The organism is Rhodococcus sp. 06-1460-1B, assembly GCF_002258475.1.
Lineage (GTDB): Bacteria > Actinomycetota > Actinomycetes > Mycobacteriales > Mycobacteriaceae > Rhodococcoides > Rhodococcoides fascians.
Window position 1 is genome coordinate 13905 of sequence record NZ_NOYS01000046.1, and the last position, 23114, is coordinate 37018.

General features: G+C 59.7%; 15 protein-coding genes and 1 pseudogene. 8 read left to right on the top strand and 8 right to left on the bottom strand.

What is annotated here, in order from left to right; all coding sequences use genetic code 11:
• The first annotated feature begins 167 nt into the window (after positions 1-167).
• From CH268_RS27190 to CH268_RS27205, 4 genes are all read left to right on the top strand, one after another.
• The gene (locus tag CH268_RS27190; protein WP_255182522.1) at positions 168-2906 is read left to right on the top strand and encodes a PD-(D/E)XK nuclease family protein; all 2739 of its coding nucleotides are present in this window, start codon (positions 168-170) and stop codon (positions 2904-2906) included.
• Position 2907: 1 nt separating this feature from the next.
• Positions 2908-6156 carry a UvrD-helicase domain-containing protein gene (locus CH268_RS27195; RefSeq protein WP_094666473.1) on the top strand — a complete coding sequence of 1083 codons (3249 nt, stop codon included), beginning with the start codon at positions 2908-2910 and terminating at the stop codon, positions 6154-6156.
• 567 nt (positions 6157-6723) lie between these two features.
• A complete protein-coding gene (locus tag CH268_RS27200) occupies positions 6724-7605 on the top strand; it encodes an SIR2 family protein (protein ID WP_176458076.1) in 882 nt (293 codons plus the stop codon).
• Positions 7602-9335 (top strand): ATP-binding protein, encoded by a 1734-nt coding sequence (locus tag CH268_RS27205; protein ID WP_094666477.1) that lies wholly within the window; start codon positions 7602-7604, stop codon positions 9333-9335. The genes CH268_RS27200 and CH268_RS27205 overlap by 4 nt, the downstream gene beginning before the upstream one ends.
• Before the next feature lie 190 nt (positions 9336-9525).
• On the opposite strand, the gene CH268_RS27210 is transcribed toward CH268_RS27205, so the two are convergent.
• Positions 9526-10707 carry a glycosyltransferase family 4 protein gene (locus CH268_RS27210; protein WP_176458077.1) on the bottom strand — a complete coding sequence of 394 codons (1182 nt, stop codon included), beginning with the start codon at positions 10705-10707 and terminating at the stop codon, positions 9526-9528.
• Positions 10708-10782: 75 nt separating this feature from the next.
• On the opposite strand from CH268_RS27210, the pseudogene CH268_RS28500 reads away from it, so the two are divergent.
• From CH268_RS28500 to CH268_RS27220, 3 genes and pseudogenes are all read left to right on the top strand, one after another.
• Positions 10783-10965 (top strand): annotated as a pseudogene (locus CH268_RS28500) (HNH endonuclease); the annotation flags it as partial.
• Positions 10966-11202: 237 nt separating this feature from the next.
• On the top strand, positions 11203-12042 hold the full coding sequence (locus CH268_RS27215) for a hypothetical protein (RefSeq protein WP_255182523.1): 840 nt from the start codon (positions 11203-11205) through the stop codon (positions 12040-12042).
• Positions 12005-12874: a glycosyltransferase gene (locus tag CH268_RS27220; protein ID WP_141215199.1), complete on the top strand. Its 870-nt coding sequence runs from the start codon at positions 12005-12007 to the stop codon at positions 12872-12874. The genes CH268_RS27215 and CH268_RS27220 overlap by 38 nt, the downstream gene beginning before the upstream one ends.
• A 312-nt stretch (positions 12875-13186) precedes the next feature.
• On the opposite strand, the gene CH268_RS27225 is transcribed toward CH268_RS27220, so the two are convergent.
• The 7 genes from CH268_RS27225 to CH268_RS27255 form a co-directional block, all read right to left on the bottom strand.
• The gene (locus tag CH268_RS27225) at positions 13187-14008 is read right to left on the bottom strand and encodes an ABC transporter permease (RefSeq protein WP_094666484.1); all 822 of its coding nucleotides are present in this window, start codon (positions 14006-14008) and stop codon (positions 13187-13189) included.
• Positions 14008-14832, bottom strand: a complete 825-nt coding sequence (locus CH268_RS27230) for an ABC transporter permease (protein ID WP_094666486.1) — start codon at positions 14830-14832, stop codon at positions 14008-14010. The genes CH268_RS27225 and CH268_RS27230 overlap by 1 nt, the downstream gene beginning before the upstream one ends.
• Positions 14829-15593, bottom strand: coding sequence for an ABC transporter ATP-binding protein (locus tag CH268_RS27235; RefSeq protein WP_176458080.1), 765 nt, complete (start codon positions 15591-15593; stop codon positions 14829-14831). Before CH268_RS27235 ends, CH268_RS27230 begins: the two co-directional genes overlap by 4 nt.
• Before the next feature lie 76 nt (positions 15594-15669).
• Complete coding sequence (locus CH268_RS27240; RefSeq protein WP_094666490.1) at positions 15670-16686, bottom strand: ABC transporter substrate-binding protein; 1017 nt, start codon at positions 16684-16686, stop codon at positions 15670-15672.
• 175 nt (positions 16687-16861) lie between these two features.
• The gene (locus CH268_RS27245) at positions 16862-18121 is read right to left on the bottom strand and encodes an amidase (protein WP_255182524.1); all 1260 of its coding nucleotides are present in this window, start codon (positions 18119-18121) and stop codon (positions 16862-16864) included.
• Complete coding sequence (locus CH268_RS27250; protein ID WP_037148397.1) at positions 18067-19884, bottom strand: hydantoinase B/oxoprolinase family protein; 1818 nt, start codon at positions 19882-19884, stop codon at positions 18067-18069. The genes CH268_RS27245 and CH268_RS27250 overlap by 55 nt, the downstream gene beginning before the upstream one ends.
• Positions 19881-21962, bottom strand: a complete 2082-nt coding sequence (locus tag CH268_RS27255; RefSeq protein WP_094666492.1) for a hydantoinase/oxoprolinase family protein — start codon at positions 21960-21962, stop codon at positions 19881-19883. The genes CH268_RS27250 and CH268_RS27255 overlap by 4 nt, the downstream gene beginning before the upstream one ends.
• Before the next feature lie 305 nt (positions 21963-22267).
• Here CH268_RS27255 and CH268_RS27260 point away from each other — a divergent pair, with 305 nt between their 5' ends.
• Entirely contained in the window at positions 22268-23002 is a 735-nt protein-coding gene (locus CH268_RS27260) for a FadR/GntR family transcriptional regulator (RefSeq protein ID WP_032399112.1), read from the top strand.
• The last annotated feature ends 112 nt before the right edge of the window (positions 23003-23114 follow it).

Consider the following 23114-nt stretch of genomic DNA (forward strand, 5'->3'; position numbering starts at 1 on the left):
CAGCGGATCTGGCTTGAGTAGCCACTGTTGACAGCGCTGCGTTGGTCAAGCGGCGGACGCGGACGGTGACAGTCAGACATGATGTGAGGGTGGGAAACGATCTGTATGGCCGCCTCGCCGACGCCGTCACTCGAGCGAAGGGGGATCGCCCACTTAGGCTCGTCACCGTGATCGTGCCCAGTCGAGGTGCCATCCGAGACGTTCTGCAGTATCTCGCCCGACATGGCGGTGTGGCCAACACTCGAGCCCTGACGCTGGATTTGGCCGTCCACACGCTGGCTGCCCCGGCACTGGCACCCCGCGAGCCACTGACGTTCCCGTATCTCGCCGCGTCTGTGCAGAAGGTGCTCGCCGACGAGCCCGGAGTGTTCGTCGATGTTGCAGATCAGCCCATCACGGCCGAAGCTCTGGCCGCTGCCTCACGCACGCTCGGTGCGGTAGCTGACCCATCACCGGTTGACGCGACTCCTCTGGTGCGCGACATGCTCCGCGTCCACACCACCGCGACCGCCGCGCACGCCGAGACGCACTACCTTCCGCACGAGGCATACACCGCTGCAACATCGCGTATCGATGAGCTGGGTGAAGTGGTGGTGTTTCTCCCGACAGCTGCGGACGCAGGAGCGTCGCAGTTTCTCGACGCTCTCTCCAGCCGGGCTCACTTGATCGAGAGCGATGCTGAACTAATCGGCACCATGGTGATTCACGCATCCGACGCCGACGACGAGGTTCGGTCCATCACCAGGCTTGTCCGGCAGCATCTCGCAGCCGGAGTTCCCGGGCACCGGATCGGCGTGTTCTATGCGAACGCCGACCCTTACCTGCGCTTGATCCACGAGCACTTCGACAGCGCGGGAATCGAATTCGCCGGCGAACAGTGCCACACCATGAAGCATCGGCCGGTCGCACGATCATTGCGCCGACTGCTCAGTATCGACACCGACGTCATGCCCCGACGCGAATTGCTGTCGATACTGTCCGAACGCGTCGTGACCTGGTACTACGGAACTCCTATCGCAGCTCTTCCACTCCGGCGCGTCGAGCGTCTGACACGCGCAAGGATCAAGATTGTCGGCGGCTCCGATTGGGGAAAACTAATGGAGCTGGACCCAGAGGACCCGGACGCCATCGTCGCCACAGCACTGCATTCTTTGATGACCACCCTCCGCGATGATCTCAATGCGGTAGCACACGCCTCGACGTGGTCTGAGGCATCGCGACGCGTGATCGATGTCCTTGGGCGGTACTTCAACAGCCGGTCGAAACAGCCAGATGATCCGACCACCAGAGACTTACGTTCCTTGGCGACGATCTGCCTCGAGCTTGGCGAGCTGGACGGCGTGGCACCGCCGCCCACCCTGTCGAGAATTGTCAACGCGATCTCCGTGCGAATCGATGCTGTGCCGGAGACAGTCGGAACCACGACATCGGCTGTCACCGTCGGCACACTCGCCGCCGCCGCAGGACGAGACTTCGAGGAGTGCTTTGTGGTCGGAGCGGCCGAGGGCATCCTCCCTGCCACACGTCGCGAGGATCCGCTGCTGCCGAGCGCACTCGTCAACCGCACTCTGGCCGACGAGATCCAGCAACAGAAGTCGCAGTTCCTGGCCACGCTTGAGTCGGGAAACCATCACCGCATCGTGTCCTTCCCTCGTGGGAGTATGCGAGGCGGAGCGGAGAAGGTACCGTCGCGCTGGCTCATGCCCACGCTCGATGCCCTGTCCGGAAACAAGATCGGCGTCGTCGACTGGCAGAAGCAGACTGCGAACGTCGAGTCCATCGTCACGGTCGAGTCGTTCGATGTCTCGACCCAAACCGTCGATCCCCGCATCGGCCTTAGTGCCGCCTCGGAGACCGAATGGCGCCTGCGAGGACTGGCAGAGCACGCAGCGCCTCACCGCCGCGGCGCTCTGGCCGACCCGGTCGTCGACGCGGGAATGGAACTTCGCAGCGACAGACTAAACGGCCGGTTCACCCGATTCAACGGCAACGTCTCCAACATCGAGAACGCCGTGACGTTCTTCGATAAACCGGTGTCGGCGAGCAGGCTCGAAGACTGGGTGGCGAGCCCATACCGCTTCTTCGTCAAGACAGTCCTCGGCGTCGACACACTCGACGATCCCGACGACGCCGCACAGCTCGATCCGCTGACCCGCGGCAACCTGATCCACCTATCCCTCGAGCGCTACGTCCAAGGAACGATCGACGGCATCGACGCAACGCTCGACCACCTCATCGAAGTCTCCGAAGAGGTCCTTGCTGACGCCCGCGTTGACGCTCCCGGATGGCTGCCGCAGCTGTGGGAGAAGGACAGCAGCATGATCCGACGCGAACTCGTCGAGTGGTTCGCACTCGATCGAACCGATCGTGACGACGGATGGACACCATTGCACGTCGAAAGGAACTTCGGCGTCGAACCCGATGTCGTGGTTCTCGACTTAGTCGGCGAGAAGATCGCGTTCGCCGGGAAGATCGACCGGATCGATCGGCACACCGACGGTCGAATTCGCGTTACCGACTACAAATCCGGCCAGGCAACGTCGTATAAGAAACTCTCCGAATCCGAGCCGACCGATGGCGGCACCAAGTTCCAACTCCCCGTGTACGGGCTGGTGGCGCTGACGTTGGGCGACGACGTCACGACGCGGTATTGGTTCGTCAACCACAAAGCGAAGTACGAGACCATCGGCTATCCGCTCACCGATGCCGCAGTCGAAGTGTTGAAGGCAGATATCTTCCGGGTGCACAGAATGATTCGAGCCGGGTACTTTCCGCCGCGTCCACCGGACAGCTTCTGGGCCAATCCGCTGATCGACCTCATCGGGAAAGCAGGACTGGAACGAGCGTGGTCGAGTCTGCGAGATGTGCCCGAGCTCGCCGACTACCGCGCGAAGTACGGAGACTGACATGGCAAACCAAGACACCCTTTTGGTCGACCGCGTCGATCGAACACGCATCGCAACCGACACCTCTGCAACGCTGTTCGTCGAAGCCGGCGCAGGAAGCGGCAAGACGCACTCACTTGTTCAGCGGATCTGTCACCTCGTACTCGTCGATGGAATCGAACTCGACCGCATTGCAGCCATCACGTTCACCGAGAAGGCTGCGGCCGAACTCCGTGAACGAGTCCGAACACATCTCGCGTCCTTCTCCGGTGATGCTGCAGGGAAGGCAATGCAGCAGATCGACACTGCCGCGATCGGGACGCTACATTCGTTTGCCGCACGCATCGTCAGCGAACATCCGCTGGAGGCAGGGGTACCGCCGCGGGTGGCCGTCGTGGATGCGATGGGTTCGCAGCTGTCGTTCGAGCGCCGGTGGCGGAGAATTCGGGCTGCGCTCTTTGCGGATGAGTACGCCGCTCCTAGCGGGCTCACGGACGCGATGCGCATCGTCCTGGGCGCGGGAGCGTCGCTGGACCAGGTACGAACTCTCGCCGACGCGCTCGATCGAAGCTGGGACCGATTGATCCTCGACGACGTTGCGCCGACGATGGCTATCGCGGATATCGATGCTCTCCTTCGCGCCGCCGATGAGGTTGTCGATTCTGTTATGGACTGCACGGACCCGTCCGACAAGCTGGTCATGCGGTTATCCCTGATCGCCGAGTGGCGAGTCGCTATGGCCGACGCCCGATCTTCCACCGCCTGGATTGCACTCGCGGCGGAATGCCCGTCCAAAGGTAGCGGCGGCAGGGGCCCGAACTGGGTCGGCGGTGCTGCAATGGTCAAGGACATCAAGAGCTCGATCGACGAGTTGAACGCTGCTGCCGTTGCAGAGCGGACGCGGTACGTTGCGTCTGCGTTGGCCATCGTCGTGCACCATCTTTCCCGGGTGATCGTCGATGAGGCCACCGAGCGTCGTCGACGGGGCGAACTCGAGTTCCACGATCTGCTCGTCTATGCCCGAAACGTGCTGCAACATAACGACGTTCGTCGGATCGTCCACAGCTCCTATCAGCGGATCATGCTGGACGAGTTCCAGGACACCGACCCTCTACAATTGGAGATTGCCCGGTTGATCGTCGACGGTCCGGACGAGTCGGGCCGGTTGTTCACGGTCGGGGATCCGAAACAGTCGATCTACAGGTTCCGTCGCGCGGACATCGCGTCGTACATGGCGGCGCGCGATGCTACGGATGCCGCTGACGTGGTTCGACTCACCACGAACTTCCGATCCACAAAACCTGTTCTGGCTTGGGTGAACTCGGTGTTCGGATCCTTGGTCGTCCACAACGCCTATGTTCAACCCGACTACACGCCGCTCGATCCAGCGCCAGGCCGACCGGACTGGTCCGTCGGAACAGATTGGGGTCCGGCACCATTCGTCTTCGAGGACACCGGTGACGCCGTCGACGACGAGCACTTGTTGACTGCCTCGGAAGTGCTGAGGGCCCGGGAATCAAGGGATGTCGCGCGCATCATCGCGACCGCTCTGGATCAAGGTTGGCAGAAGGAGGCCGGCGGGTTCGGTGAATACACCCATCGGGCAGTGACCCTCAGCGATATCTGCATCCTCATCCCGTCGCGCGCAGTACTGCCGTTTCTCGAGCGATCTCTCGATGACGCCGGTATCGAGTTTCGGTCCGAAGCATCATCGTTGGTCTACTCGACGCAGGAGGTCCATGATCTGCTCGTCACCTGCCGCGCACTGGCAGACACTGCGAACGAAGCCGCGGTTGTTGCTGCATTGCGGACGCCGCTGTTCGGTTGCGGGGACGATGATCTGCTGCGGTGGAAAGCTGCAGGAGGACGGTGGGACTTCTTCTCCGACGCACCCACGGGTCTGGAAGCGTCGCCGGTTGCTGCGGGGCGTGCGTATCTGAAGTCGGTGTGGTTCGAGCTGGGGTTGTTGAGTCCTGGTGCTCTGCTCAGTCGCTTGGCTGCCGACCGTCGGGTGTTCGAGGTGTCAATGGATTCGCCACGACATCGGGATGTGTGGCGTCGACTACGGTTCGTCGTCGATCAGGCGCACGCGTGGTACGGCGAGGACGGCGGCGATTTGCGGGACTACCTCGCGTGGGCACAAACCCAGCAGGACGAGAACGCGCGCGTCACCGAAGCGGTGTTGCATGAAGTCGGGGTCAATGCTGTGCGGATCATGACCATGCACGCAGCCAAGGGATTGCAGTTTCCGATGGTCATCGTCGCGGGGATGAGTGGAGGTTTCCGGACGACATCCGACCCGGTGGTGTGGGGTGATGACGGGACGATGCATCTGAATGTCTGCGCTGCAGTGCAATCCGTCGACTACACGAGCGTCTCCACGATTGAGAAGGCGCATACCGAGGCCGAACGCGTTCGTCTTCTGTACGTGGCGTGTACGCGGGCGGAGAGCTTTCTTGCGGTGTCGGGGTATGTCGGAGCCAAGGGGAGTTGGGGCAAGACTCTGGCTGCGGGCACCGCGGGCGTTCCCAATGTGGTTCCCGATCTGATCGAGCCGGTGCGGGTCGAGGACGGCGGTCAGTCGAGTTCGGTTGCCTTGCAGAGCTGGGACGAATGGCAGGCCGAGACTGCGAGGGTGGCTGAGGTCTCTGCGTTGCCGTCGACGGTGTCCGCAACGCAGATTGCGCATCCGGTTCTGCCTGTACACGAGGCAGTGTCGGCAGAGTACCGGTCGGCAAACCTTGTCTTCCACGCGAGCTCGATCGAGATGGTTGCGCCGCTGGTCGGTTCTGTCGAGAGTGGCACGACGCTGGGTATCGCGATACACGCGCTGCTGGAAACGGTGCCGCTCGATGCGGACTTGGATTCTGAGTTCGACGAGAAGGCGAGGAACGCAGGCGCTTTGGCTGGTTTGGTCGATCTCGATCGGTTCGTGCTTCTGGCGAAGTCGGTGTTCAGCTCCGAGCCTGTGCAGCGCGCTGCCGCGCGCGAACATTGGCAGGAAATGCAGCTAGCCGGCATGTCGCCGGACGAGACATTCGTGGTTGAGGGAATCGCGGACCTGGTGTATCGCGAAGACGACGGGTCGCTGGTGATCGTGGACTACAAGACCGATGTGGTGGTTACGGCAGAGACGCTAGAGGCCTATTGGACCCAGTTATCGGTATACGCGCACCTCCTTGGCCGGGCGACGGGCGAGGAGGTGAGTCGCGTGGTGTTGGTATTTGCGAGGCCAGATTTGACTGTAGTAGTCCGGCGGCAGCCGGGGTGACGGAATCCGAGGTGATTTGGGTGGTCTCGACAACATGCGCATCGAACTTCTTGCAATTTCAATTGGAAAGGCTGGTTCAGGTTAGGAAATTAAAATCGAGAGGTAAGGGTATCTTGTCGTGACTTACGCCCAGTTTTACAACCAATACTGGGCACAATCGCTTTCCGAAACCGAGCTCGATATTGAAGATTGAAACTGATATGGGTAAGGGGGGCAAGAGATGACATAGTGCTTCTCGTATCGATATCGGGCTGTTTGTGCAAAGTTCGAGCGCGACCGTTCGACTCGCAAGACTCAGAAAGGACAAGCAACGCGGTGTACGGTTGACAAGAAACCGTTTGGTCCTCCCGGCGAAACAGTCGGACTCACATACTGTCGGAAAGGGTAGGGTGAATTTGGGTGTCCTTGTCAACTGACGACGTCTTTACCTACGTGCAGAGCTTGTTCCGTCGGGGACTCGTCGTTGTGGTGGGTTCAGGCGCTTCGTGTGCCTACGGGTTACCAGGGATGGGTGAGCTTGCAAGTCATCTTCAGGCCGAGGTACCGCGTCATATTAGAAAACTAGACGTGGATGCTGCTAGTGAATGGAGACGTGTCTCTTCTGCTCTGGACGGCGGAAAGGGATTAGAAGATGCACTAGGGACTGGTGGCCTGCCAGAAGCGCTTGTTGATGCAGTGACGGCAATAACGGCGCAGTTCGTTCAAGAGGCCGAGGGGAATGCAGTTGAGTCGATTCTGAATAGCGCAGATGTGTCACCCTTCGGCCGCATGTTCCTGCATATTTTGAAAGCATGTGAGATAGTCGATGTTGTGACTACGAATTACGATCGATTGATTGAAGTACATGCCGCCAAGGCGGGGGTGCGGGTCGATTCAATGTTCTATGGCCACACCGTTGGTAGGCTCGACGAGGAGCTCAGTCGGGGTGAACTCATCAAGAAAGCTGACTTTACTGGACGAAATATTCGAAATACGTTGCGCATGCACCCTCACATTCGACTATCTAAGCCCCATGGAAGCCTGGACTGGTTTAGCACTAACAGCGAATATTTCAGATCTGACTTGAAGATTCCTGGGTCTCGTTTAATAGTTGCACCTGGTGGTAACAAGTACCGAATTGGTTACGAGGTGCCTTTCGATCAGCAACGAAACCGAGCGAACTCCGCGATACAAAAAGCGTCGTCGTTATTTTTCATTGGCTATGGCTTTAACGACGATCATCTGCAGACGCATTTGAAGCGGGTATATCCACAAGTGCCGTCTGTAATACTGTCGCGTACATTAACTAGCAGTTCTAGGGATTATCTAAAACTCAATCCGCAGGCGGTCGGTATCGAAGCTGCTTCAGACGGAAAGCATAGTTTGATCAGTCGGGGTGCTGAAACTATCGAATTCGAACACGCGATATGGAAACTTGAAGATCTAAACGAGAGGGTGCTTGGTATATGACGTCCCCCGCATTGGAGTTTGATTTCAAGGATTCCCTCGGTCGTGCTTTTAGGATTGACACCGCAAGCGTATGGGCGGAGGCCACAGATCACGAACGACTAACCCGAATAAGTGTGGGTAGTCTTGTGGCATTCCAGGGATCCCATTCCTCGGAATATCTAATTGGCATTCTAGACAGGGTAACGCGGGATTTGCAGGATGATTCGATGCTAGACGTTGAGAGCGAGTCAATTGCTATTCCTGCAGAAATCAGACAGCGCGACTTGCTCCGCGTGATCTTGTTGGGAACATATCGGACGGTCGATGGCCTTAAGCATGACACATTCAAGCGCGGGGCGGATAGCTATCCACTGGTTGAATCCCTTTGCTGGGTCGTCGACGGCCTTAATCTGCAGCGCCTTATGGGGTTGCTTTCAAGTCAGCTCGAGCCAGAAAAGCGGCTGCAGCTCGGTGTATTCGTAGCGGATACCTCGGCAATCGCAGTTGCCGATGGCGATCGATTATTTCAACGTCATGCTGCGTTGCTGGGCAGCACAGGATCGGGAAAGAGTTGGGCAGTCGCATTGATATTAGAACGGGCTCGGGCTCTTCCGCACCCAAACTTAATTGTGCTAGACATGCACGGGGAGTACAGCCCGCTTACGAAGGGACTGAATCCCATCGCGGAAGGTTTTCGGATTGCGGGCCCAGGCGATGATGATCTCGACAATTCGATTGTCCACTTACCTTGGTGGTTGCTAAATCAAGATGAAATGCAGGCACTTTTGCTTGATCGTTCTGAGGAAAATGCACCAAATCAGGCGGCACGGCTTAGTAGGCATGTTCGGGACTTGAAGTACGATTATTTGGTCAGCCAAGGAAAGGTCGAACTCTCTGAGCAGTTTACTGTCGACAGTCCGATTCCGTACGACTTGGCAGAGTTGATTGCGCGCTTGGAACGGGACGATACTGAAATGGTCCAAGGCGCGGGTGCGAGAGAAAAGCAAGGTCCATTCTTTGGGCGATTGACGCGTTTGGTAAATAGGCTGCAGAGTCGAATCGACGATCGGCGTTATCGATTCATGTTCACGTCTTCCGGGTCTGTAAACGAGTACCGCTGGCTTCACGAGTTTGCGAAAAACATGCTAGGCACCAACCCGGGAATTAAGATACTTGATTTCAGTCAGGTTCCGAGTGATATCTTGCCCATCGTGGTTGGGGTACTTGCTCGCATTCTGTACCAGATTCATTTCTGGACTAATGAGAGTAAGCGCACGCCTGTCACGCTGGTTTGCGACGAGGCACACTTGTACCTTCCTGCCTCGAATATGGACGCTTCTGCAACTCGGGCCCTTGACTCGTTTGAGCGTATTGCAAAAGAGGGTAGAAAGTACGGTATTTCGCTCCTAGTCGTAAGCCAAAGACCTGCGGATGTAAGCAGAACGGTGCTGTCTCAGTGCAACAACTTTATAGTATTGCGGCTTACAAATGATCAAGATCAAGCAGTTGTAAAGCGGCTCATGCCGGATAGTATGGATGGGCTAACTGCGGCGTTGCCCTTACTCGATGTCGGTGAAGCCCTTTTGCTAGGTGACGCAATCATCCTGCCAACCCGCATTCGGTTAGATCCTCCAGCTGTGAAACCTCATAGCGCTACACGGAATTTTTGGTCTGAGTGGAGCGATCACGGTGTAGACGATGCCGAGCTGGTCAACGCTGTTGAAGCCATGCGGAAACAAAGCCGCAGCTAGTTTCATCACTACTAAGGACGTTGGCGTTTGCCTCTTATGCTGCAGTTTAGTGCACTGGCTACGGTGCAGCTGCAGCCCCTCATTATTGGGAAAAATCTTTCATCGCGAAAGATTGTTGACAAGGAGTCTCCGGCTCAGTCGACAGTATTTTGTTCTGATTGTGTAGGCGCTACTCGAGCCTAAATTGTGCTCAAATCCCTGCTGTATTTTTTCGGTTGGTAGAGGGAGTACTCCTGTGTGTTCCCGAGTAAACGTGATCAGTCTTTCTAGGCCGCATATTTGGATCGCAAGCTCGAAGTATCGCTGGCCCAATTTTTTCGATATCGTGACGATCTCGAATTATTTCACCGTCGGACAGGATTTTACCGTAACTGTCTGATATATCGCCAAGTGCTTTTTTCATATGAACTGCTTGGCTGACCCAGTCACCAAATTTGAATATGAATCTTGAGCAGTAAGTTCCTTGAAGCATTTCACGCACCCCGCCAACGTCGGAGCCCACGAACAGCCGGCCTGAAACGATGGATTCTAGCGCGACAGTTGGGGTTGATTCGGAGCTCGAGTGTAGGGTGGTAAGTGATGCAGATGAATAGTACTTGCTGACGTCGTCGCTCTCGCCCAAAATTTCGACGCTTTCCATCAGCTGGAGTTCTGATATTTTTTCTCGAAGAGACTTCTCCTGGTGCCTATCAACTGGGCCAATGAACTTTAATCTCGAATCAGGGTACCTTCTGTGCACGTCAGAAAATGCCAGGACAGTCAGTTGAGGACCTTTGCGCTGGTACACCTTTCCAACCTGCAGGATGTCGTAAGTTTGTGGTGGTTGGGGGTCCGGGTACCTGGAAGAATCTATCGCTATGGCGATTTGAGAGACTCGCGGGTGTGTGTCAAGGAAGTTCTGGTAGAACTGCGCAGCGTGAAACGTGGGGACTATGATATTTACATCCTCGCTGTTACGGGGAAATAATCTATGGGGCGGTTCTATTGGTTTGGTCCACAGAGTTCGAGATCCAGACATCGGAACTTCTTCATGGATACGAAGGGTCCAAGGTATCTGTAGCTCGTTTAGTGCCTGACGCCATAGGGACTGGGTGCCAGCCGTCAAAGTAAACAATGACTCGATGATGACGATGTCAGGGGCTGTCGTCTGTAAATACTCCCTGACGGCTGCGATGTTTGGCATTACATGCTCGACACCGCGTGCACAGATTCCGTTGCCTTCAAGAGGATCTTTGCCGATTGCAACGACCTTGGCGGATTCGACGACTCGGGCACGGAGAGCCCAACGCGCGAGAAGGTGAGCCTGTTCAGTCACACCATTTTTTCGAGAGTCTGGAACAATCAGCAGCAGGTTGGGTTTACTCACGTCCATCCGAGGCTCTTGGTGCGTGGTGGGTCTTGGAGTATCTGACGCGCGCATGATCGGAAGTTCTAGCATACTTCTGGCATGGTTCGCGCTGTGTCATACGCAGATCGCATCAGTGATGCGCGCCTGTTCGGGAATCGTTGTGCATACTGCCGCATCAGGCTTCCGTCTGGATATCACTACGACCACGTACAGCCCCGTTCAAAGGGGGGTGCAGACAAGCTGGAGAACCTCGTTCCTACCTGCCCCTCCTGTAACTTCGCCAAAGGTGCCACTTGGACGCCAGTACGCGATCCGTACCGCGGCGCACGCGTCCGATGGTTCGACCCGAGATCGGATATCTGGGATCATCACTTTGCAAGATCGGGAGAGATCGTGGTGGGGACGTCCCCCATAGGCCGGGCCGTGTGTGGAGTTTTATATCGCCCGTCACCCGCGTCGAAGATCGTAGACGGTGCATTCGCGCCGGCAAGTCTTGCGTCAGATGAGGGGCTTGTCGAAGTGCTGAACAGTCTCGTATCGCAACAGCGTGCGGGTAACTATAGAGAATCTTTACGCGCGAAAGTTCATTTAAAGCATTGGCTTGAAAGTGGACAAAATTCTGATCGGTGGGTTGCAAATTTCGCTGGTATCTGGCTTCCTGCAATGGCGCAGTGGAAGATTGGCACACCTAACTATCTGATTTCGAGTTGGAAGAATTCGGTAGTTAATTACCGCGAAGGTCGGAAAAGTGATGAACCTCCGCATGAGGAGCGCTTTAGGTTGGAATGGTCAGCGACCAGCGCAATCTTGCTTGCGACAGTTTATGCTGATCGAGGCAACCGGGAACTCGAGGCGAGGTTTCGGAAGATCGCAGTTGGTCTGTATTCCCGAGTATCCGTTGACGAGCGGATATGCGACCCCTGGCTGGCTTGGCGTTCCTTGTCCAATCGAATGCTGCTGGAGCCTGAGTCGATCAAGCTGGATGCGGCAGTTTTAGATGAAGTCCAGATTCGTAGCGAGGCCCTATCGTTCCAACTTTTGGGGGATTTGGCGGATTCAGTCGTTAGGGCGATGCCCATCGTGAGCTACTCAGTAGTTGAGCAAGTATGGATTCAGGTCGATGAGCTGATGCAACGTTGCGGGTATGGTGCAAGCGGCGATCTTGCGGAGAGTGTCGGGCTGCGCCGGCGCTGGTGGCTTCTTCAATGCGCCCTTGGGCAGTCCCTGGATCTCGACTTACTGTCCTGGGACATCGACTACTGGGATCGAGTGAAATTGGGGAGTGAAATTCGATTGCTCAGGGTTGATTTACAGTCGATAGGTGCACCAAGTGATGTCATACACACGGTTAGGCGGTAAGATTTTGGCAAGAGGTAGCAAGATTCGTAGCACACTCGTGGTGATTCCTTCTTACGGTCGCCGCGATCTTTTGGAGAAGTTAGTCGCTGACTTGGTTCGTGATAGGGCTGATTATGACCGGTTACTCGTTATTGACAACCTGGGCGATCCGAATATCGAAGCTCTAGGTGTCGCTACTGTGAGAGAACCAACCAACTTGCGGTGGATAGGGTCGGTGAACTGGGCTCTCGCCTATGCTGTAAGGGAGGGGTTTGAGGTGTTAGTGGTTCTTAACTCGGATGTGCGGATATCGATTGGGTTTGTGGAGGGGCTGGCGAAGTGCTTCCATGCTGACAGTGATGTGGCGGTGACGGCACCGTTGTACGACGACTTTTGGCCGCATCAGCGGGCCAATTCTATTCCGAAAGCCGCGGCTCTTTACCAGCCAAATGATACGTTGTGCAAGGTGAAGTTTGTCGACGGAACAGCTTTGGCGTTTAGCGTTCCATTAGCGACGTGCGTTGGCCTCTTAGATTCTCGTTCGTTTGACTGGCATGGGTATGGGGCGGACTTGGACTACTGTGTTCGTGTGCGGCAGATGGGTCTATCGGTGGCAATAACTGGATCGAGCTATTTGAGTCACGTTCGCCGCGCCTCTATGGACGCGGCCTTGCAGGACGAGACTCTCGCTGTACAGGAAGTGAAGACCGGAATGGAGGCCAAGTACGGCCCATCTTGGCGTCGACTGATCGGCCTCAATCCGGCAGCTTTCGAGGATGAGGCAGGAAGGGTGGCAGAGTGGAGTTGGTATCAATCCGATCAGAATCCTAGGCACGGTTTCTCGGTCACCTGAGAACCAGACGCTCAAGACTGGTGTATCAGGAGCGCAATGTCGCCAGCATGCTCTCGAGTGTTGTCGGTACCGTGTACACGAAGAGATTGGACGTGACGGTGACGGTGCGGCTGTCAATAGCGGTTCGACAGGAGGCGAAGCCGCGACGGGTGCATGGTAGTCGGTATTCTGAAGTGCAGCTTGACCAGTTTTCGCTTGGCCGTTGTGATGTGAGCGTTCGGAAGCTTTGTCTGCTCCAGCGGCGCGGTGCTTCGTATTTGGCCTGTTCGGCATCAAGACCGTTGCTTTCGCGATGAGTAAGGTTGTGCCGGTTCAAGATCCGCCGTATTTTGAGGTGATGCGGCTCTCCAACCACTGCAGGGCGATGGTTGGTGGCAGTGCCATCACGAGGATCAACACAACCGTGCCCATGATGTTTTCCATGCGCACCAGGCTGACGTTGCGGAGCAGTTCGTATCCGATGCCGCTGGACGACGAGAACATCTCGGCGAGAAGCAGACCCAAGAACGCCAGGCCGAAGGTCATCCGCATACCCGTCGCCAGCGCCGGCAGCACTGCCGGAATCACGATCTGACGGATCAGCCTGGGCCAGCTCACCTGCAATGACGCCGCCATCTTGAGATGGATTCTCTGGACCGATGCCGTCGCCTCGACCGCGACGAGAAACATCGGGATGAAGGCGGCGTAGAAGGAGAAGCCGAATCGGCTCAATGCGCCGATGCCGAGGAACGACAGGAAGATCGGGTACAGCACGATCTTCGGGATGCTGTTGATGGAGTAGACGATCGGGGCGATGGTTCGAGTCCAGAACGGACTCAGGCCCAGCGTCAGTCCCAGCAGGGAACCCACGACGGTGCTCGCCAGGAACGCGAGTACGAGAATGCGCAGGGAGTCGCCGACATTGGCGCGGAAGTCAGCCTTGCCCAGGTCCTCGAAGAGTGAGGCCATGGCCTCGGCCGGCGTCGGGAAGATGAGACTGTCGACGAGAGCCGCCGCGACCCACCAGATCAAGACCGCGACGACGGCCACGACCAGAGGGGGGAGGAACCGTCGGGCGTTGGTGCGGCCCGCGGAGGAGGTCACCTTCGGGGGAATTGTGGGGGCGGTGGCTACTCTGTCCAAGGTGCTGCTCATCAGCGGCGCCTCCAATCGAATCGGTTGAGCGCGAGAGAGATCAGCGAGGTCGAGAGCAAAGCGATCAGCGCCACGATGAGGATCCCGGCGTACATGTCGGCGATGTCGAACCCGTCGTAGGCGATCGAGATGAAGTGGCCAAGGCCTTGAGTCGACAGGATGAACTCACTGGCCAACACCGAGATGACGGCGTACGAGAGTCCCAGTTTCAGTCCGGTCACGATGCTCGGCAGCGCATACGGAAGGAGCACCGATCGGAAGTACTGCCACCGCGTCAACATCAGCGTGGTGCCGAGCTTGGTGACGATCGGAGAGACCGCATTGAAGCCGGTTCTTGCATTCAACGCCACCACACCAAACGCGAAGATGGTGGACAGAATGGCGATCGGAGCCACACCCGCACCGAACAACACCACCATGATCGGGTACAGCGCGAACGTCGGGACCGCGTAGTAGACGTTGAGATACGGTTGAAACGCTCTGTCCCACAGCTCGTATCGCCACAGGACGTAGGCGGCGGCGACACCGAGTACGGAGCTCAGCACGAAGGCAAGAACGATGATCCCCAGCGTCCGGCCCAACTCGTCGATCAGGAAGTCAGGGTCGGTCAGCAGGCTCAGCGACGTCGAGATCATGTCGGTCACCGGAACGATGTCCAGTGGTGAGGCGAAGAACCGTGCCGAGATGTCGATGGCAACCAGTGCCGCGACGAGGATGAGCACCGTCCATCCCCATGCGGGGAGACCGAGTTGTTTGAAGGGGGCAGGCCGGATGTATCCGGGGACCACGGAGGCGCGCGTGCTCTCGCGCGTGGGCGCACTCATGGTTCGATGCTCATCGTCTTCTTGGCCTCGTCCCGCAGCCGCGACCAGATACGTTCGTGCAGAGCGACAGCGTCGGTACTGGCCAGTACGTCTTCGGACCGCGGACGCGGAAGATCGATGTCCACCTCGTCGATGAATCGACCGGGCCGTGCACTCATCACCAGCACGCGATCGGACAGCAGTACCGCTTCCTGAATGCTGTGGGTGATTAACAGAACTCCGCACGTGAGCTTTTCGACGATCTTGAGAAGCTCGTACGACATCACCAGTCGCGTCTGCTCGTCGAGTGCACCGAACGGCTCGTCCGCGAGAATCAGGTCGGGCTCCATGGAGAGGCAGCGCGCGATGGCCACACGCTGGCGCATACCGCCGGACAACTGGGTGGGGTAGTGGTCGCCGAACTTGCTCAGCCCCACAGTGTTCAGCAGCTCGTCGGCGCGGGCGCGTCTCTCTTTCTTGCCGACACCTCGGACTTCGAGAGCGAACGCAACGTTGTCGCGGACGGTCCGCCAGGGCAGCGTCGCCGATTCCTGGAAGATCACTGCCGTCTTGGACCGAGGGCCGGTCAGCGGTTGGCCGTCGACGTGCACGGTGCCGCCGTCGTGATCCTGTAGTCCGGCAAACACCTCGAGCAGAGTGGACTTGCCGCAGCCACTGGGGCCGACCACGGAGACGAATTCGCCTCGGCCGATGGACAAGTCGATCTCGTGGAGTGCGGTCACATCACCGAAGCGCCGCGACACCGACGATGCGACGGCGATGGCGGAGGTGGTGTCGGGGCGGGGTCGAGTCGCTGCGTGAGTCACGTCGCTACCTTCTGGTGGTGGGAAAATGCTGTCAGGAGTCGCAGTCGCCGGGGACATCGTTCTCGACTCCTTGGGCGAGGAACTCCGGGTCGAACAGAGTGCAGAAATTGGGTACGCGATCGCTCCCCGACGCTTCCACGCCGTCCTGAGCGGATTCGACGGACGCTGTGTCGAAGCCGCCGCCCCACGTGCCGACCGAGGACGCGCGTTCGACCACTGCGGTGGCCGACTCGACGTCGAATCCCGTGTACGCCGCGTAGATCTCCGCGGCGGCAACAGGATCGGCCTCGATCGACGCGACCGCCTCGGTGTAGCCGGCGTTGATGGCTCGTACGACGCCGGGATTGCTCGCGGCGTAATCCTTCGTTGTGGTGATCGTCGACTGCAGGAACCGCGACATGTAGTCAGGGCTACTGACGATCAGCTTGAAGTCCTCCGGTCGCTGCTCGGCGACGATGGAGGGGACGAGGGCGATATCTACGTTGCCGGCTTCGAGCAGTGCAAACCCCTCGCCGATTCCGCCGGAGGCGACCCGCTCGATCTGGCCGGCGTCTACGCCCGCGAGTGAGGGAATGAGGCGGGTGAGGGCGTCGGAGGCCGAGTTGGGTCGGGTGTAGGCCCAGCGGCGGACGTCCTCGATGGAGTTGATGTTGGGGTTCGAGGCGAGCGCGTAGAAATTCATCGGGTACGGCCCCTGCGTGCCGCCGCCGACGATGCGCAGTTCGGAGCCGGCCGCGTCGGCCTGGACGATCGACGGGTAGCTGACCTCGCCGATGGGGATGTTGCCGTCGAGCAGCGTGCGCATGGTCGCGCTTCCGCCCTTGCCCGGCACGATGTTCTCCACGATCACGCCGTGCTTCTCGAACAGTCCCTGCTTCTGCGCGACAAGCCAAGGGATGCTGTAGATTTCGGCCGCTGCCGAGACGGTGACATCGATCGTGACTGGGTTGTCGGGGTCCGCGTCGGGACCGGGATCGGATCCACAGGCCACCAATGCGGTGGACAGCGTCAGTGCTGCCATGATGGACGTGGCTCGGCGTAAATGCATCTGCGTCCTCGCTGGATGATCGGCGTGACGGTGCCGAAGTGGGAGTGTCGGCTGTCGCATCTTCACCCGTAGTGAGACGTACGTAACAGCTATTACCCACCTAAACATAAGATGTTTAGGGCGTCAAGGTGAGGCAAAATCGGACAATACCACGCAAACGGCCGAGCAACTCATGCTAAAGATCTGATGTATGCGGTGGCGTGGCCCGATGCCAGTTGCTCACCGACTGATAGCGCTCGCCTACACCGAACAACGCACCCTCACGATGCGCCGCAGCGGTGAGTTGAGCTCCCACCGGCATGCCCGAGGACGGGTGGAACCCGACCGGCAGAGCGAGCGTCGGACCGTCGTGCAACGACCACGGATACGTGAATTGTCCCATCCGGCGCGAGAGCGCGACAACGTCGTCGCCCCCGTCCCTCGGGGGAACATCGACGGGCATGGCCGGGGACAGCACCGCGTCGACAATCTCGAACGTGGCGGTCATGGCCTGACGGAACCGATCGCGGCCGGTGAGTGCACGGGCATGGTCGGACTCGGAGATGCTCAGGCCCAACCTTATTCGCTCGTAAGTCGCGGGCTGGAAGCGAGAAGGCTCCGTGTCGAGCCGGTGCCGATGGCGGCGAGCGAGGTCGCTGTAGACGATCGTGTAGACGATGTCCTGGGCATTGGCGGCATGCCCCAGCTCGATGGGGACGATCTCGTACCCCAGTTCGGCGAACGTGCGCACCGCGGCCGCAACGGTCTGCGCGACGCCCGAGTCCACGTCTGCGGTGAGGAACACGGTGGGGACACCGATGCGCGTGACGTCCGAGGGCTTGGATGGGCTGGGGGACAGGACGTCGAAGAGGGCCTTCACCTCATCGACCGACCGCGCCATCGGGCCGACGGTGTCGAACTGCTCGCTCACCGGGAACACACCGTCGTTGCTGATCGATCCCCAGCTCGGGCGTAGACCGGTGATGCCGCACGCGGCGGCGGGGAGGCGAACCGACCCGCCGGTGTCGGTGCCGAGGGACGCGTCGACCAATCCGGCGGCGACGGCGATCCCGGATCCGCCACTCGACCCGCCCGGCACCCGATCGCGATGCCACGGGTTGTACGACGGGCCTGCGGCCGAGTTCTGTGAGGTGACGCCGACGGCGAACTCGGCCATGTTCAGTTTCGCGACCACCGACGCGCCCGCGCGACGCAGGCGGACGACGACCTCGGCATCAGCGTCGGCGACGTTGTTCTCGAAGAACTCCGACGCGCAGGTGGTCTCGACACCGGCCACGTCGATGTTGTCCTTGACGCCGATGCGCAGGCCGGACAGGGGCCCCGGGGTGTCGTTCCGGTCGTCTATCCACCGGACGACACCGCCGAAGGTCCCATCCTCGATCAGGCTGCGCTCCGGGCGCGGAGCTCGGCCGTCGCGTCCTCGTCGACCGTCCACGAATCGGTGTTCACGACCACACCGTAGTCGCGTCGAGCATCGTCCTCGGTGAGGTACTCGTCCCAGACATCGCTGAGCACTTGGAAGGGATCACGCTCGAACGGGTTTCCGAAGCCACCGCCCGAGGGCAGCTTGATCTCCAGCGTCTCACCGGAACGGATCGTCTCCTGAGTGACCTTGGAGTACAACACTTCCTCGCGGTCGGTCCCGGCATTTCTGGTGAACGAGCCGGACACACCGTTGTGGCCACCGAGGGCTCCGGCCGGCGGGTCCGACCGGTTGTCGGCCTCGGAACCGAGGAACGTATCGGTCTCCATCAACCACTTTCGCACACTGCCGATACCGCCGCGCCACTTGCCCGGTGCGGGAGCCTCGTCGCGCAGCTCGTAGCGCAACGCGCGCATGGCGTGATTGAGCTCGAGCTCCTCGATCGGGTTGTTGCGCGTGTTGGCCATCAGGGCGTCGACAGCGTCCATGCCGTCCTTGCCGTTGCGGCCGCCGTACGAGCCCTCGTTGATTTCGATGTAGACCCAATAGGATTCGCCGTCCGGCGCGATACCGGAATAAGCGATGGCGCACAGAGCCGCAGACGATCCCGCGATCGCATGGTCCGGAAGCACCGGGGCCAGAGCCAAGTTGATCGAGTCGAACACGCGGTTCACCTGCGAGAACCGCGCGAAGCACGATGCGGGGAAGTCCGGATTGAAGATCGTGCCCTCGGGGGCATAGGCCTTGACGGGGCGGAAGCACCCGTCGTTCTGGGGAACGAACTCCTCGGTGAGGTCCTCGTCGAGCAGAATCGTGCGAATGGCCGAGACGGCCACCGGCAGCACTGAACCCTCGAACGGGACGTTGAACGCGGTGGGCACTTGGCTGTTGGAGCCGGTGAGGTCGATGAGAATGTCCTCACCCTCGACCTGCACCCGAACGGCCACCTTGAGCGGTTCGTCGCGGTTCTTACCGTCGTCGTCGAGGTATCCGATGGGCGCGGTGTAGCTGCCGTCGGGAATCTCGCGAATCTTTTTGCGCAGCATGGATTCGGAGTAGTCCATCCAGCGTTCGCCCGCACTCATGACGGTGTCGAGGCCGTACTTCTCGAGCAGCTCGGTGAATCGTTTCTCCCCGATCCGTGAGCACGCGATCAACGCTTCGAGGTCGCCGCGGTTCTGTTCCGGTGTACGGACGTTGTCCAGGATGTGTTGAATCAGGTAGTCGTTGCGGACCCCGGCCTCGTAGATCTTCATCGAGTCCATCAGCTTGCCTTCGGCCCACACGTCGACGACGTCCATGCACAGGCCGGGGAAGTTGCCGCCGACGTCGGACACGTGTCCGGTACACCCGGCGAACCCGATGTGCTCGCCCTGCCAGAAGATCGGAATGATCACGCCGTAATCGGGGGAGTGGGCCGCACCGTGGTACGGATGATTGTGCAGCACCACATCTCCGGGCTTGTACGTTCCGGCGAGGCGACGGTTGACACCCTTGATGTAGGCGGGAATCGAACCACAGTGCATCGGAGTCGAATCCGATTCACACAGTTCGCGTCCGTTGATGTCGAAGATGCCCGCGCCGAGGTCCTCGGACTCGCGGATGAGCGAGGAGTACGCCATGCGGTAGAGCACCTGCGCCATCTCCTTGGCCATCGACTGCAGGGCTCCGCCGATGACGCGCAGCGTGATGGGATCGACCTCGACGTCGTTCCAGGTTCGAGTGGATTCGCCCGCCAGTGACACTCCGGTGGTGGGCATCAGCGCCTTGCTCATGCGGGGTTCCTCTCGATGATGATGTGGCCGACGGCGTCGACGGTGGCGTGCTGATTCATGCCGATGATCGTGGTGGAATCGAACTGTTCGACGATCGCGGGACCGTCGATCTCGTTGTTCGCCAACAACAACGACCGCTCGTAGACCGGGGTGTCCACCCACTGCGGCGCGGACGTCTCGTCCTGCCAGAACAGCGCCTGCGTGGTCGTCTTGATCGCGGCCGAGGAGTCGGCGGTGCCCACGGCGATGTCGGCGATCTGCACGTGCGGGACCGCACCCACACCGGTGACACGGACGTTGATCAGCTGCACGGGCTTGTCGTCGAACCGCTGTGAGTAGGTGCGGCCGTGCACGTCGTGGAACGCCTCCGCGACGGTCTTGACCCATACGTCGTCGATCTCGCCGTCCGGCGCAGCGACGCGCAATTCGTATCCCTGGCCGACGTAACGGCAGTCGACGCTGCGTTCGAGCGAAATGTTCTCGGCCGCAACACCGTCCTTCTCGAGCTGCGCGACGGCGAGCGCGGACAGGCGCTCGACCTGCTCCTGTAGCAGTTCGATGTTCGGGTCCGCAGACGACGTCCAGACCGTCGTCGGCTCCTCGTAGCGGATGTCGGTGGTGAGCAGGCCCACAGCCGAGGTGATGCCGGGGTGACCGGGCACGATGACGCGCGGAATACCGAGCTGGTCGGCGATCTGCCAGGCGAACAGCGGACCAGCACCACCCTCGGCGATCAGTGAGAAGTCGCGTGGGTCATAGCCTTTGCGCACCGAGTGCAGACTGATGGCCTCGGTCATGGAATGGGCGAGGATCTTGAAGATGCCCATCGCGGCGTCGTCGAGTGGGGTGTCGAGCATGTCAGCGATATGAGTCTGGATCGCCTCTCGCGCCAGCTCGGGCTTGACCTCCATGGTTCCGGACAGGAAGCTCTTCTCGCGCAGCCATCCCATCATCACCATGGCATCGGTGGAGGTCGGTTCGGTGCCGCCGTGTCCGTAACAGGCGGGTCCGGGTACGGCACCCGCACTGCGCGGTCCGACGCGGAACATGCCGCCGTCGTCGACCACGGCAATGGAACCGCCACCGGCACCGATGGTGTCGACCTCGGCCATCGGCACCATCGCGTGATAGTCACCGATCCGGGTATCGAGCAGATGCTTCATGCGCAGCGCGCCGTCCGGGGCCACGCCGACGTCCGCGGAGGTTCCGCCGACATCGAGTGTGATGACACTGGGGAAACCGGACGCTTTGCCGATGGCGCACCCGCCGAGCAGGCCGGCGACCACACCGCTGGTCAGAAGCGAGACCGGGATTTCGCTGGCGCTACGCGAGGTGACGAGCCCGCCCGCGGAGGTCATGAGATGCACGTCTTCGCCGACCTGCGCGGCCTTGGCCTTACCGGCGAGATTCTCGATGTACTTCGAGGTCTTCGGTCCGATGAAGGCGTTGAGCGCTGCGGTCGAGAAGCGTTCGTACTCGCGGTATTGCGGCGCGACCTCGCTGGAGAGGGAGATGAAGACGCCGGGGAACTCCTCCTCGATGATGGCTCTGACGCGTTGCTCATGAGTCGGATTGCGGTACGCGTGCAGGAATGCGACGGCGATGGCCTGCACGCCTCGCTCGCGCAGCAGGCGAACCTGTTCTCGCACAGCATCTTCGTCGAGCGGGGTCAGAATATTTCCTGCGGCATCGATGCGTTCCGGGACCACCCGACGGTTGCGCCGTGGCACGAGCTGCCACTTCTGCCACGGAAGATCCTGGTAATTCGAGTAATTGAGAGGACGCTTCTTGCGCGCGATGTGCAGCAAGTCGCGGAAACCCTCGGTGGTGATCATGCCGACGTCGCAACCGTTGTGCTCGAGCACGATGTTGGTGGCCACGGTGGTGCCGTGGAAGAACATGTCGATCTCGGACGGGTCGATCCCGGCGCGTTCGGCGAGGACCTTGATTCCGTCCATCGTGCCGATCGAGGGGTCGTGATTGGTAGACGGGGTCTTGTGCACGACGACCGTGCCGTCGTCGTCCCACAGGACGAGGTCGGTGAACGTGCCGCCGACGTCGACTCCAATGCGTTTCATGCTGCGTCCGTTCTGTCGGTGCCCGAGGGGAGCGGGAAGGCGTGCTCCGCGTGTCCTACGAAGTCGTGGGGTCACTGCTGAGGTGACTTCAGTCATAGTGCGGGTAATCGCAAGGAAAAGCAATACCTCTGATGTATTGCGTCGGCTTTGTCCAAATAACGGTCCTCGCCGGAGCCGATTTGCGTGTTTTCTCGATAAAAGGCGGATGTATCGAAGGGTGCGATCTCCGCATCTCGGAGCGTCGGCCACGATAAGCTCGAGCCGACCGGTCAGTAAAAACAGTCGAGCGACATCAGGGGGAAGACGTGGCCCAATCGGCTCCGCTCAAGGCGACCGCCAAGAGCGTCCCCGCGTATGCGGTTCTCGCCGGCCATCTTCGGAGCCGCATTCTGTCCGGTGAGCTGCAACCGGGGGAGCGGCTGCCCGGCGAGGCCGAGCTCACCGCCGAGTTCGGCGTCGGCCGTAGCACCATTCGTGAAGCTCTCCGGTCCCTGGCCAGTCAGAACCTGATCGAGACGACCAGGGGAGTGACCGGAGGAAGCTTCGTCGCCGTCCCCAGCGTCGGACACATCAGTGAGCATCTGGAAACCGGTGTGGCCCTGATGGCCGCCGCCGAGACCGTCACCGTCGACCAGCTGATGGAAGTGCGCAACCTGATGGAGGTACCGGCCGCAGGCATCGCTGCGTTCCGCCGCACCGACGAGCATCTCGAGCAGCTCAACGCGACGATCTTCGACCCCAACGACGTGCAGGGGCCCGAGACCTTCGCCAAGAACCAGGAATTTCACCTCGTCTTGCTGCGCGCAGCCCACAACCCCCTGCTCGAGCTCATCACGGCTCCCGTCTTCCGTGTCCTGTCCGGCCGATTCGGCCGCGATCATGCACCCGATGGGTTCTGGCAATGCGTCGACAGCGACCACCGGGGACTGCTCGACGTGGTGGAGTCCGGTGACTCGATGGCTGCGATGGATCTGATGCGTAAGCATCTCGACCACCTCGGCGACTCGTACCGCCAGATGGATCGACTCCGTAACCCATAAACATCTGCTCTTTATCGAGTCGATTCAAGTGAAGTCTGCTGATTACCGGTTTTCTCGAACCCTTGACGGCGTAAACGTCTGATGTTTATGGTCTAGGTAAGGCACTCGCCAA